Origin of the sequence: Rhodoblastus sp. 17X3, assembly GCF_030056575.1 — a bacterium.
Taxonomy (GTDB): domain Bacteria; phylum Pseudomonadota; class Alphaproteobacteria; order Rhizobiales; family Beijerinckiaceae; genus Rhodoblastus.
Genome location: NZ_JASHHX010000003.1, coordinates 39,230 through 52,789, shown reverse-complemented (window position 1 = coordinate 52,789; position 13,560 = coordinate 39,230). Strand labels below are relative to the sequence as shown.

10 protein-coding genes are annotated in these 13,560 nt (G+C 64.9%); 1 reads left to right on the top strand and 9 read right to left on the bottom strand.

Annotated features, from left to right (window positions below; genetic code table 11):
• Positions 1-16: 16 nt before the first annotated feature.
• The 7 genes from QM467_RS04375 to aroQ form a co-directional block, all read right to left on the bottom strand.
• Positions 17-2,725 (bottom strand): nitrate reductase, encoded by a 2,709-nt coding sequence (locus tag QM467_RS04375; protein ID WP_283365083.1) that lies wholly within the window; start codon positions 2,723-2,725, stop codon positions 17-19.
• A gap of 29 nt (positions 2,726-2,754) precedes the next feature.
• Positions 2,755-3,117 (bottom strand): nitrite reductase small subunit NirD, encoded by a 363-nt coding sequence (gene nirD, locus QM467_RS04370; RefSeq protein WP_446737729.1) that lies wholly within the window; start codon positions 3,115-3,117, stop codon positions 2,755-2,757.
• Positions 3,114-5,594: a nitrite reductase large subunit NirB gene (nirB, locus tag QM467_RS04365; RefSeq protein WP_283365082.1), complete on the bottom strand. Its 2,481-nt coding sequence runs from the start codon at positions 5,592-5,594 to the stop codon at positions 3,114-3,116. The genes nirD and nirB overlap by 4 nt, the downstream gene beginning before the upstream one ends.
• A 354-nt stretch (positions 5,595-5,948) precedes the next feature.
• Complete coding sequence (locus QM467_RS04360) at positions 5,949-7,046, bottom strand: CmpA/NrtA family ABC transporter substrate-binding protein (RefSeq protein WP_283365081.1); 1,098 nt, start codon at positions 7,044-7,046, stop codon at positions 5,949-5,951.
• Entirely contained in the window at positions 7,043-7,630 is a 588-nt protein-coding gene (locus QM467_RS04355) for an ANTAR domain-containing response regulator (RefSeq protein ID WP_283365080.1), read from the bottom strand. Before QM467_RS04355 ends, QM467_RS04360 begins: the two co-directional genes overlap by 4 nt.
• 71 nt (positions 7,631-7,701) lie before the next feature.
• Complete coding sequence (locus QM467_RS04350; RefSeq protein ID WP_283365079.1) at positions 7,702-9,828, bottom strand: FUSC family protein; 2,127 nt, start codon at positions 9,826-9,828, stop codon at positions 7,702-7,704.
• Between the two features lie 25 nt (positions 9,829-9,853).
• The gene (aroQ, locus tag QM467_RS04345; protein WP_283365078.1) at positions 9,854-10,300 is read right to left on the bottom strand and encodes a type II 3-dehydroquinate dehydratase; all 447 of its coding nucleotides are present in this window, start codon (positions 10,298-10,300) and stop codon (positions 9,854-9,856) included.
• Between the two features lie 454 nt (positions 10,301-10,754).
• On the opposite strand from aroQ, the gene QM467_RS04340 reads away from it, so the two are divergent.
• On the top strand, positions 10,755-11,252 hold the full coding sequence (locus QM467_RS04340) for a hypothetical protein (protein WP_283365077.1): 498 nt from the start codon (positions 10,755-10,757) through the stop codon (positions 11,250-11,252).
• A gap of 108 nt (positions 11,253-11,360) precedes the next feature.
• Here the strand turns inward: QM467_RS04340 and QM467_RS04335 are convergent, their stop codons facing one another.
• Entirely contained in the window at positions 11,361-12,038 is a 678-nt protein-coding gene (locus QM467_RS04335; RefSeq protein ID WP_446737739.1) for a PhoH family protein, read from the bottom strand.
• 448 nt (positions 12,039-12,486) lie between these two features.
• Positions 12,487-13,431, bottom strand: a complete 945-nt coding sequence (locus tag QM467_RS04330; protein WP_283365076.1) for an aspartate carbamoyltransferase catalytic subunit — start codon at positions 13,429-13,431, stop codon at positions 12,487-12,489.
• Positions 13,432-13,560: the final 129 nt, after the last annotated feature.

Genomic DNA, 13,560 nt, shown 5'->3' with positions numbered 1-13,560 from the left:
CCCTTTCAGTTCAATATCACGATTTGACAGCGACAGCCGCCCGCTGCTGGCCGAGCAGGCGTTCGATTTCAGGCTTGCAGGAGCCGCAGCCGGAGCCGGCGCCCGTGGCGTCGGAAATGGCCGCGACATTGCCGAGGTTCTTCTCGGAAATGGCGTCGAGAATGATGTTGGCGCCGACATTCATGCACACGCAGACCTTGCGGCCCGGGTCGCGGCAGGCGCGCGGCGGGCGCCCGGCGAGCAAGGCCAGCGGCTCGACCTCGACCTGCGCGAATTGCTCGCAGGCCCAGGATCGGGCGATGCCGACCGGCGTTTTCGCCACAAAAATCGCGCCGACGATTTCTTGCGCGCGCTCCGGCGTGCGCCGACCGCTTGCGCTTGTCGAGCCTTCACGGGTCGCGACGCAGCTGTAAGAGCCGGAGCGCGCATCGCGCAGGACGGTCAACTCGCCCTCCCCCGCGCCAAGGCCGAACAGGCTGCGCGCGAAAAGCTCCCAGTCGTCGGGATCGTTCAGCCCCGCGAGTTCGAGCCGCCAGCCGCCCGCGATCCGCGCCCGCGCCCAATAGGCGCAGTCGAGATGTTCGGGCTTCTCGCGGCTCAGGGCGAAGGCGTACCAGGCGGGATCGACCGGCTCGACCTCAACTGGCGTTCCCTTGGATTCTGGCTGGCCGGAGATGGCGTCGACCACCGGCGCAACCAGAACATCCACCCGCGCGGCGGAGGCGAATTGTTCTGTCCAGTGGATCGGCGCAAACACGCTGCCGCGCCGCTGCCGAGCCGTGATCTGCGCGCGCAGCAGCACGGCGCCGCGCGCGTTGGAAAGCCGGACGAGGCCCGCAGGCCCCACGCCGAGAAGCGCGGCGTCGAGCGGATTCAGTTCGGCGAAAGGCTCCGCGATATGCTGCGACAATTGCTCGGCGCGGCCGGTGCGGGTCATCGTGTGCCATTGGTCGCGCACGCGGCCAGTATTCAGCACATATTCACCCCGCGCCGCCTTTTGCGCGAGGCCGCGATAAGGCGTCGCCACGAAATTCGCGCGGCCGTCGGGCGTGAAGAATTTGCCATCGGCGAAGAAGCGCTTCGGCGCGTCGCCGCCTTTTTCGCCCTTGCGCAGAGGCCATTGGAACGGCGCCAGGGCCTCGTAGGCGGCGTCGGAAAGTTCGGCGCAGCCGGAAATGTCGAAATCGCGCGTTCCGTCATTGCCCGCGCCAGACAGCGCGGCGTGCTCGCGGAAAATCTGCGCCGGGCCGTCATAGGCGAAAGACTCACCGAAACCCATGCGCCGCGCGACGTCGCAAACGATGTCCCAGTCGGCGCGCGCGTCGCCCGGCGCCGCGCGCAAGGCGCGCTGCCGCGAGATGCGGCGCTCGGAATTGGTCACCGTGCCGTCTTTCTCGCCCCAGGCGAGCGCCGGCAGCAGGACATGGGCGAGCGCGCCGGTATCGGTGTTTTCCGCGACGTCGGACACGACGACGAAGGGGCATTTCTTCAGCGCGGCGCGGACGAAATCGGCGTCGGGCAGGCTGTCCACCGGATTGGTCGCCATGATCCAGACCGCCTTGACGCGGCCGTCGTCGATGGCCTGGAACAGCTCGACCGCCTTGAGGCCGGGCTTTTCCGCCAGCGTGGGCGCGCCCCAGAAATTCCGCACCAGCGCGCGATGGGCGGGATTGTCCAGCTCCATATGGGCCGCGAGCATGTTGGCGAGGCCGCCGACCTCGCGTCCGCCCATGGCGTTGGGCTGGCCGGTGACCGAGAAAGGCCCGCAGCCCGGCTTGCCGATGCGGCCGGTCAGCAGGTGCATATTGATGATGGCGTTGACCTTGTCGGTCCCCGCCGCCGACTGGTTGACGCCCTGCGAATAGACCGTGACGGTCTTCTCGTTTTCGATGACGAGATCGAAGAAGCGTTGCAGGTCGGCGCGGCTGAGGCCCGTCTCGGCGGCGACCTTGTCGAGCGTCCACGGCCTGGCGGCGGCGAGCGCCTCGTCCAACCCATTGGTGTGCGCAGCGACGAATTTTTTCGCGCGCTTTCCGACGCGGTTCAGTTCGCCCAGCAGGCCGGAAAACAGCGCGACGTCGGAGCCCGGCGCGAGCGAAAGATGAAGATCGGCGATCTCGCTGGTCGCGGTGCGGCGGGGGTCGATATTGACCACGCGCGGCAGGCCGCCGCGCCTTTCGCGCGCCGCGACGAGCCGCTGGTAGAGGATCGGGTGGCACCAGGCGAGATTGGAGCCGACAAGCACGACGAGATCGGCGTCTTCGAGATCCTCGTAGCAGCCGGGCACGGTGTCGGCGCCGAAGGCGCGCTTGTGGCCCGCCACCGAGGACGACATGCACAGGCGCGAATTGGTGTCGATATTGGCCGAACCGACAAAGCCCTTCATCAGCTTGTTGGCGACGTAATAATCCTCGGTCAGCAACTGGCCGGAGACATAAAGGGCGACCGAATCCGGCCCATGCTCCGCGATGGTCTGGCCGAACACGCGGGCGACCGTCTCCAGCGCCTCGTCCCAGCTCGCGCGGGCGCCGCCGATGCGCGGATGGAGCAGCCGCTCCTCCAGCGTCAGCACCTGCGCCAGAGACGCGCCCTTGACGCACAGCCGGCCGAAATTGGCCGGATGCGCCTTGTCGCCCGCCACGAGCGCTTTTGCGCCGGATGCTTCTGCGCTGACGCCGCAGCCGACGCCGCAATAGGGACAGGTGGTTGAGATCGTCTTGGTCATTTCGGGCTCATTGCGCGGGACGGTCAAGGTCAGGCCTGGGCGGCGACATCCATGTCGAGATAGATGCGGCCGCGCTCGATCTTGACCGGAAAGCTCCGCGCGCAGCCCTGATCGGCGCCGGTGGCTGCGCCGCTTTCGAGATCGATGATCCAGTTGTGCAGCGGACAGGCGACTTTGCGCCCGTGGACGATGCCTTCGCTCAAGGGCCCGCCCTTGTGGGGGCATTTGTTTTCCAGCGCGAAGATCTCGTTGGTCGCGGTGCGGAACACGGCGATCTCGCGGCGCGGCGTGCGCAAGGTGCGCGCACCGCGCAAGGGAATGGCGTCGACCGGGCCGCAGTCGAACCAGAAGGTCTTGTTTTCTTCCATGGCGAAATCCTCGGAAATGGTCATTCGGCTGCCGCGCGGGAAATCGGCGACAGCACGGCGAGCGGCATGAATTCGTGGAGATCCTTGCCCGCGGCGCGCTCCGCCCAAGGGTCGCGGCGCGCATAGCGCTGCGAGAGCATGAAGCGCTCGTAGAGCGCCTTTCGGGCGGCGTGATCCTCGAAGATCGTGGCGCGAAGTCGCTCCAGCCCGGTCTTGTCGACCCATTTGTAGAGACGGTCGAGATAGGCGCCTTCCTCGCGATACATCTGCATGATCGCGGCGCAATATTCGAGCGCCTCCTCCTCGGTGGCGACATGGCCGAGCAGGTCGGTGGCGCGCACGTGCAGGCCCGCCGCGCCCCCCACGTGGATATCGTAGCCAGAATCGACGCAGATCACGCCGATATCCTTCACTGTGGATTCGGCGCAATTGCGCGGACACCCGGAGACGGCGAGCTTCACTTTCGCCGGGGTCCACGAGCCGCACAGCAGCTTTTCGAGCTTGACGCCCAGTCCGGTGGAGTCTTGCGTGCCAAAGCGGCACCAGTCCGTGCCGACACAGGTCTTCACGGTGCGCAGGCCCTTGGCGTAGGCGAAGCCCGAGACGAGGCCCGCCGAATTGAGCTGCGCCCAGACGGCGGGAAGGTCTTGCTTTTTAACGCCGAGCAGGTCGATGCGCTGGCCGCCGGTGACCTTCACCGTCGGGATGCTGAAGCGGTCCGCGACATCGGCGATGGCGCGCAATTCGTCCGGCGTGGTCACGCCGCCCCACATGCGCGGCACCACCGAGAAGGTGCCGTCCTTCTGGATATTCGCGTGGACGCGCTCGTTGATGTAACGGGCCTGATAATCGTCGGTATATTCGCCCGGCCAGTCGCAGACGAGGTAGTAGTTCAGCGCCGGCTGGCAGGACGGGCAGCCGCCCGAGGACTTCCAGCCCAATTCCTGCATCACGGCGGGAAGCGACTTGAGCTGCTTGGACTTGATGAAGCCGCGCACTTCCTCATGCGTCAGGTCCGTGCATTTGCACATCGCCTTGCGGCCAGATTTTTCATAACCGTCGCCGAGCGTCGCTGCGAGCAGCAGCTCCACCTTGCCCGCGCATTGACCGCAAGAGGCCGAAGCCTTCGTTTTGGCGCGCACGTCCTCGAGCGTCGTGAGGCCGTCCCCCGTGATCGCCGAGACGATCGAACCCTTGCATACGCCGTTGCAGCCGCAGATTTCCGCATCATCCGGCAAGGCTGCAACGGCCGCCGTAGGGTCCAGCGGGGACCCTCCCTGATAGGCCTGGCCAAAGATGAGCGTGTCGCGGATCGCGCCGACGTCCTCGCCCTTTTTGAGCAGGTCGAAATACCAGGCGCCGTCCGCCGTGTCGCCGTAAAGCACGGCGCCGACAATCTTGTCGTCGCGCAGCACGACGCGCTTGTAAATTCCGCGCGCAGGGTCGCGCAGCACGACTTCGTTGTTCTCATCGTCGTCGGAAAAATCGCCCGCCGAGAACAGGTCGATGCCGGTGACTTTCAACTTGGTCGAGGTGACAGCAGGAACGAAGCCCCCCGGATTCTCGCCCGCGAGCTCGCTCGCCAGCACCTTGGCCATTTCGTAAAGCGGCGCGACCAGGCCATAGCACTGGCCGCGATGCTCGACGCATTCGCCGACCGCGAAGATATCGGGATCGCTGGTGAGGAGCTGGTCATCGACGACGATGCCGCGGTTGCATTCGAGGCCCGCCGCCTTGCCGAGGCCGAAATTGGGCCGGATGCCGACGGCCATCACGACGAGATCGGCCGGCAGGACGGTGCCGTCCTTCAGCCTGACGCCGGTGACGCATTGGTCGCCGAGGATGGCTTCGGTATTGGCCTTGGTATAGACGTCGATGCCGCGCGCCTTGATCGCCTTTTCGAGCAGGTAGCCGGCGCTGGGGTCGAGCTGGCGCTCCATCAGGGTCGGCATGAGATGCACGACCGAAACCTTCATTCCCTTCAGGGCGAGGCCCGCCGCCGCTTCGAGGCCGAGCAGGCCGCCGCCGATCACCACCGCGCTGCCGCCCTTGTCAGCCGCGCCGTGCATCTTCTCGACGTCGTCGAGATCGCGGAAGGTGACGACGCCTTCGAGATTCGCGCCCGGAACCGGAATGACGAAGGGCATCGAACCCGTCGCGATGATCAGCTTGTCATAGGGGACTTTCTCGCCGGACGCCGTCTCGACGGTTTTGGCCGCGCGATCGATCCCGACCACAGGTTCGCCTGAACGAAGCTCGACCCCATGCTTCGCATACCAGGCGTGGTCATGAATGATGATGTCGTCAAAAGTCTTTTCGCCGGAGAGCACAGGCGAAAGCATGATCCGGTTATAGTTCACGCGCGGCTCGGCGCCGAACACCGTGACCTTCATCGGCGCGTGCTGTTTGGCGAAAAGCTCTTCCATGGCGCGGCCCGCGGCCATGCCATTGCCGATGACGACGAGCTTGGTCGGCTGCGGAAATTTCTCGATCTGTCCCATGACGGACCCTTTGCTGCGACGAATCCGAGCAGAGGTTCACGAGTGAGACTGACGAGGGAGAGTTTGCCTGACAACGCCCGCGCTTCCGGCGCCTTGTCCAGTTGGAAAGGCGCCAGTCAGTCTCACGCAAGAGCCAGCGTTGGCTCCGCGAACCGATGATCGGGGTCGTCATTGACCTGACGCTCTATAGGCAATTCCGGCGCCAGAGGACCGTCATCGATTTAATATACTGTTTTTAAAAGCGCTTTATCGCATTTCAGTCATTGCTCAATTTTGTCGCAATGTATATTTGAGCGGCAAAAGGCGCCGTGAAAAAAGATATTGCGCCGCAAAAGAAGGCAGCGGGCCGCCGTTTCAGAACATGCGCCGGTTGAAGGCCGCGAGCCATTCGCGCCATTGCGCGGGGTTGAATGGACCCTCGAAAAAGGCGGGCGCGGAGGGCGGCGGCGAGGCGCCGTCCTGCGGCCAGAACGCCCGCTGAGCCAGCTCGGCTTGAGCGTCCGACGCCTCGGTCTGGCCGCAGGCGGCGATCAGCACATAGAGCCAGAGCGCCTGCGGCGCGGAAAGCGCGGTGGATTCAGCGTCGAGCCGCAGCCAGGGCGAAGATTTGCCATTCTTGCCCAGCACGGCGACGACCATGTCCGGCGTGACCGCGCCGCCCAATCCCTCCGCGATCAGCCGGCAGAATTCCTGCGCATTTTCCGGCTGCTCGCCCCAGAGCGCGGCGCGGCGCACGGCGCGGGCGGCGGCGCGCGGCCGCTCCGGCTCATCGCGCGCGGACTCGCTGAGGAAGGCCAGCACCTTTTCGGGGCAATCCGGCGTCAGAGCGCGGCAGGGGTGGAGAATTTCCGCAGCGCCCGATTGCCGCGCCAGCGAATTCCACGGCTCGCCGACGCAAAAACCGTTGACGAAGCCGCCGCGCAGGCTCTCCTCCATCAGCGGCGGCGGCGTCACGGTGAGCCGCACGCCCTCGGGGTCCACCCCGCCTGAGCGCATCCACAGCTTCAGTTGATAATGATGGGCGGAATAGGGAAAGACATGGGCGAAGCGCAGCGCCGGCAAGCCTTTGCCGCGCCGAAAAGCGACCAGCGCGGCCAGCGCGCGCGCCGTAACGACGGGATCCGCGGCGTCGCCGTAGATTTTTTCCCGCAGGGCGTCGGCGAGAGCCGGCGCGACGGAAATGGCGTTGCCGTCGAGTCCCAGCGCGACGGCGCCGATCATCGGCGCGGCGAAACCGTCGAGGCCGAGCGTCGAAGCGACGACAGCCGGCGCGAGCATATGGGCGGCGTCGTAAATGCCAAGCGCCAGCTTGTCGCGCAGATTCGCCCAGGAGGTCTCCGGGCAAAGCTCAAAAGCGAGCCCTTCGTCCCGGTCGAAGCCTTTCGCGGCGGCGACGAGGAGCAGGCCGGCGTCCGTGAGCGGCATGAAGCCGATGCGCAGGGTCTGGGTCATTTCAGCAATTCCGCGGCGGTGATGATGGAGCGGGCGATATCGACGATCTTCTTGCCTTCATTCATGGCGACCTTGCGCATCATCGCATAGGCCTGCTCCTCGGAAATGGACTTTGCCTTCATCACCAGCCCCTTGGCCTGGTCGATGGCCTTGCGGTCGGCAAGCTGGCTGCGGGCCTGCGCCAACTCCTCGCGCAGCCGCGCGAAGGCGTTGAAACGCGAGACGCAGAGATCGACGATGCTCTTCACGCGCTCCTTCTTGAGCCCATCCACGACATAGGCCGAGACGCCGGCGTCGATGGCCGCCGCGATCATGCTGGTGTCGGAGCTGTCGGCGAACATGGCCACCGCCCGCGCCTCGGCTCCGCTGATGCGGATCATTTGTTCGAGCACGTCACGATTCGGGTTTTCCAGATCGATCAGGACGATATCGGCGTCGATGGCGCGCAGGCGCTGTTCGAGGTCGAGCGAGGATTCCAGCACCGTGACCTGATGATGGCCCGCCTCGCGCAGGCCGTCGCGAAGGATCGCTGTGCGCACGGGGTTCTGGTCGACGATGACGATGCGGAAGTCTTTGTCCGGCACGAGGATCCTGAATCTGTTAGGCCCGGATTATAGCCGCCGCGCCAGCTAACGCCAATCGCGGCTTGCGCCGGTCAGGAAGGATGCGCCGCCTGCCGCTCGGCCAGCGCCCAGTCTTCCTCGGCGAGGCGACGCAGCGCCTGAGCCTCGCGCAGCACTTCGTCGCAGCGCTGGCGCAGGCCGGCGAAGGCGGTTTCGTCAACTCCCCCACCCGGTTCGTCGGGAGCGCAGGGCGCCGGGGCGGGAAGCGCGAGATCCAGCGCGGCCATCGCCGCACGGCGGGTTTGGTCGAGCAGTTGCTGGCTCGCCAGCGGATCGAGATCGTCGCGGCGGTTGCGGATCAACAGGCGCACGGTGACGATCTGCGCCGCCGCGACATAAGCGGCGGCGATCAACTTGCTATATCCCGGCCAGAGATCGCGCCGCGCCGCCGGGTCCGCGCGCATCCGGCCCGCTGATTCGCCCAATGCGGAAAAAGCCTCCATCAGATTCTTGCGCGCCAGCCGGTAATCCTGTTCCGGCGCGTCCCAGCGCAGGGCGCGGTCGGCATAGCGATGCAGCGCCCGCAAAAAGCCCTTGGCGACGCCGGGCGCGGTCTGGCTCTCCCATTGCGGCAGCAGGAAATTGAACAGGAAGGCGACGCCTGCGCCGACCAGCGTGTCGACGAGGCGCGCGGCCACAGGCGGAGCCTCGACCGGATCGATCAGATGCAGGCCGAGCAGCGCCATCACCGTCGCGGCGACGGAGGTCACACGGTAATCGACCTTCACATAGGCGTGCGCGACGGCCACCGCGAATAATTGCACTGCGAGCAGCAGCGGAGAAGAACCGATCCACAGCAGGACGCCGGCGAGCCCACAGCCCAGGATCGAGCCGAACAAGCGCTCATCACGCCGCTGCCGGGTCGCGCTGTAGCTCGCGCGCATGATCACCGCGATGGTGAGAAGGATCCAGTTGCCATGTTTCAGACCCGGGACAAGCTCAATCAGCGCATAGCCGAACCCCAGCGCGAGCGCGAGGCGCAGGGCGTGGCGGAAAATCGGCGAGGACCAGCGCCATTGCAAGGCGATCGCCTGCAGCGAGACGCGCAGCGGCGGCGCGAAGGCGCGCATGTCGAGCCCGGCCATCGCCTGCTCTGCGAGATCCTGGCGATTGAGCAGGCACGGCAGACGGGCGAGGTGCGAGAGCGCCAAAGCGACGCGGGCGCGGGTGAGCCGCGCCGCACGCAGCACCTCCGGATCGGCGCCATGCGTCGTTTCCAGCGCCGCGATCTGGCGCGAGAAGGAATCGAGCGCCGCCGCGCGGTCGGGGAAGGTCAGATTGTCGCCGCCCACGACCAGATCGAGCGCCAGCGCGTCCAGATCGTCGGCGAGCCGCAGCAGGAACAGCTCCATCTGCGCGGCGAGGCCGTTGGGAGAATCGGCGAGGCGCAGCGGCGCGTGGTCGGCCAGCGTCGAGACGACGCCGTCGAACGCCTCCAGCACCGCCGCGAGCGCCGCGATGAGGCGCGTCGCCTCGGCGCGGTCGGCGGCGGAGACGATAAGGCTGCGCGCGGTCTGCAAATGATCCGAGAAGGAGGCCTGGAGCTCCACGACTTTGAGACAGATTTCGCCCTCGTCGGCGTCCTTGCGATAGAACCCGGCGACGCCGCGCAGGAAGGACGCGAATTCGCGCAAGACCTCGGCGAGCGTCAGCCTTCGGCCGGACGTGTCGGAAACCCGCGTCAGCGCCAGCGCGACAGGCACATAGAGCGCCCCGCCGAACGCCGACATCGCCGCGTAATGAAGCCGCCCGACGAGATCGGCGGCAGGGGCGCCGAGGGTGAACACCATCGACAGCAGGGTCAGCACGGAAAGGGGAATAGCCCAGCGGCCAAGCGCGATCAGCAGCCCGCCGGCGAAGCCGGTCAGGACCACGACCGCGCCCTCCAGCAGCGGATCGCCGCCGGCCAGCGCCGTCGCGAGCGCCGCCGCCGCCGCGCAGATCCAGGCGAATGGCAGGATGCGCAGCTTGGCCGCGAAGGGCGTCGAGGTGTCGGCGATGGAGACGCAGAGCGCGCCCGAGGCCGCCGCCATGCCGGGCAGGAAGCCGAAGGCGGTCGTCGCGATCAGGCCGACGAGAAAGACGCCGACCGCGACGACGAGCCCATTCAGGATGTGATGCCCGAACAGATATTTGAGGAGCCTGGACCTTAAGCGCATCGGCGTTCCAACCTCGATGCGGCGGTCAAGCCTTCTGGTCGATCAGCTTCGCCAGCCGCAGCAGGGCCAGTTCGTAACCCTGCGCGCCGCAGCCCGCGATGACGCCGTCCGCCCGCAGCGAGACATAGGAATGATGGCGGAATTCCTCGCGCTTGTGGATGTTGGAGACGTGCACTTCGATCACCGGCCCCTCGAAGGCGTTGAGCGCGTCGAGCAGCGCCACGGAGGTATGGGTGTAGGCCGCGGGATTGATAACGATGCCGCCCGCCCTGCCGCGCGCCTCGTGGATCCAGTCGATCAGCTCATATTCGCGGTTGCTCTGGTAAAAATGCAGCTCGAGACGCAGCTCGTTCGCGCGGGCGCGGCAGGCGCGCTCGACGTCAGCGAGGGTCTCGACGCCATAAATATGCGGCTCGCGTTTGCCGAGCAGGTTGAGATTGGGTCCGTTCAGCACATAGACGAGGCGGCTCATCCGCAAACCCTCCCTGCGCCGCGCGTCCAGCCGCGCGACATTGATTTCCGACCGGCGCAAATTCTTCCGAATGAGTCGTCGCGGCTGGCGCAGTCTATAAATATTTGTCCCGAAACCAAAGGCGTTCGGCCGTCCGGCGCTGCCGCGGCGGATCATTTGTCGCCCAGCGGGAAGGCTGAAGCGAAGCGCTCACGCGGCGCTGGAGGCGCCCCGCGCGAACGCAAGCTTTGCAATAATCGCCGACGTCTCGCTCCAGCAAAGCTTACGCAAGTAATATTCGCTGAATTTGTTGCGCAGTTTAATTACAAATAAACCATATTTTATGGCGGGAGTCCAAATTAACTATCGGTTATGACAAATGGTCAACCTTAAATAAAATCAAACAATTGGGAGGCATGCGATGTATTTGGCCCTGAATATTCTATTTGGAATGCTTGTCGTCGGCTGTTCCGCGATGACGACTTATCTTATCAGCATCTCGCGCGAGCGGCTGTGGCTCAGAAGCAAGAAATCCGAAGAACTCTACCACAAGGCGGAAGAAGCCTATTTCGACCTCAGCGCTTTTTTCAGGGAGCGCTACGAACTCAGCCAGATGATCGTGAATCCGCATGATGCGCGCGAGATCACCGCGATCAATCGTCACATTGTCGATCTGAAAATTCTGGTCGGCCTCTACTTTCCCGCGCTCGGACATCATCTTTCAGGCGTCGTTGCAGCAACCGCAACGGGATTCGACCAATTGCGGCTGGCCGAAGCCAGCGATGAATCGAACCGCGCCAACGCAATGCAGATGCTGGACTATGCCGTCAGCGGCCTCAAGGATTCGTTCGATCACTTCAAAGAGGAAATCCTGCGCGCCGGTCAAACCGACGGCGTCGGCAAGATTTCCGATGTGCTGTTCAACAGGAGCCACCGCCGCATGTCCGAACGGGTCTTGTCCGGCGCGGCATAGCGTTTTCGTTTCTTGGAATTGAGCAAAATCGGAAACGACTGCAGAAAAACTCGCCGGCCGCCGCAGGTTGCGGCCGGCGAGAAAGACGTTCGCAGCACCCCCGCCCGATCAGGCCGGCGCGCCCTCGCCTTCAAAGGCGCGCACCCACATGGCGCAAAGGCCGGAGCGCACGATGTCGTCGAGTTCGAACTCGATCACCGGCACCGGCAAGCCATGCGCGCGGATCAGGTCGATCATCCGGCGCAGGCCGGAAGCCTGCTGGATGTCGGTTTGATTGACGTCGCCATTGACGACGCTCACGCAGTTCTCGCCGACGCGGGTCAGGAAGGTCTTGATCTCGGCGACGGAGGTGTTCTGCGCCTCGTCGAGCAGGATGAAGGCGTTCTTCCATGAGCGCCCGCGCATGACTTCGAAGGGCACCATTTCGATATCGCCGCGCTTCAGCGCGATGTCGAAGGGCGCGTCGCCGATCCGCTCCTTGATGGCGTCCGCGATCGGGACGGCCCAAGGCGCAAATTTGTCCTGCAGGGAGCCAGGGAAGAAGCCGAGCGAGCGGCCGCAGGGCACATTGGGACGGGTGAGGATGATTTTTTCGATCTGGCCGGCGCGGTAGAGGTCGGCGGCGTGGGTGGCGGCGATCCAGGTTTTTCCTGTTCCGGCCGGGCCCAGCACCACGATCTGCTGGCTGGACCTGAGGGCGGCGAGATATTGCGCCTGCGTGGGGTTGAGGGCCTTGATGGGAGGAAGAACGCGAGTGTTCTGGAACTTGTTTCCTTTGAACTCGATGATTTCAGCATCTCCGTATTGACGGGAATTGCGGCTTCTCTTTCGGTCCAGTTGCTTGCCCACGCGCTGACTCCTCAAGATGTGAATCGACGGGCGCGCAATCCGCTCAAGGCGGACTGCACGATGGAGGGATATGCGACACGACTGGGAATAAAGCGGGAGCGACTAGTGCGCTGATATTGTTGAGTGACGCCATCGTCTTCTCCTCGCCAAGATCAGGATATGCGATTCGCTCACAATACAAAGTAAATATTTCATGGATTTTTCGAACGCCGCCGCACTGTGGCGGCGGAGTCTCATACCATTTCTCCTCGACCGCGACCCATCGCGGTCGAGGAGCCCCTCGCGTAAGCCAAAAGGGCGTCGGAAGACGCCCGTCTTTCGACGGGCTATCGGGCGCAGCCGCGCCTAACCAAGACTCACAGGTCCTCACCTGTGAGTCTTGGCATCAGGCGTTGGGAAGGTTGCGCGCCAGCGCCTCCAGCACCGCCATGCGGACGGCGACGCCCATCTCGACCTGCTCGCGGATCAGGCTGTGATCGCCATCGGCGACGCTGGAATCAATCTCGACGCCGCGATTCATCGGGCCGGGATGCATCACCAGGGCGTCCGGCTTCGCATAGGCCAGCTTGTCCTCGTCGAGGCCGAAGAAATGGAAATATTCGCGCGTCGAGGGAATGAAGGCGCCCTGCATGCGTTCGCGCTGCAGGCGCAGCATCATCACGATATCGGCGTCGCGCAGCCCGTCGCGCATATTATTATAGACCTCTACGCCGAGCTGGCCGATCCCGGTCGGCATCAGCGTCGAAGGCCCCACCACCCGCACCCGCGCGCCAAGCGCCGAGAGCAGGATGATGTTGGAGCGCGCCACGCGCGAATGCAGCACGTCGCCGCAGATGGCCACGACCAGCCCTTCGACGCCGCCCTTGGCGCGGCGCATGGTGAGGGCGTCGAGCAGCGCTTGCGTCGGATGTTCATGGGCGCCGTCGCCGGCGTTGACCACGGCGCAATCGACCTTGCGCGCGAGCAGATGCGCCGCGCCGGCCTGATGATGCCGCACCACGATGATGTCGGGATGCATGGCGTTGAGCGTGATCGCGGTGTCGATCAGCGTCTCGCCCTTTTTCACCGACGAGGTCGCGACCGACATGTTCATGACGTCGGCGCCGAGGCGCTTGCCCGCGAGTTCGAACGAGCTTTGCGTCCGGGTCGAGGACTCGAAGAACAGGTTGATCTGCGTGCGGCCGGAAAGCGTGGCCTTCTTCTTCTCGACCTGACGCGAAACCGAGACCGCCTCCTCCGCCAGATCGAGCAGATGGACGATGTCGAGCCGGGACATGCCCTCGATGCCCAGGAGGTGTTTATGGGAAAAGGAATAGCCGGGGATGAACATTTTTCAGGCTCTATCCGAGGAAAAGGCCGGCTGCAAGCGCCGCCCAAGTCCTGCGCAAATTTGAGGCGCGCCGCAAGGACCATTTGACAGATCAAGCCCGCTCGCCCATTTTCCGGGCCATTCCGGCTG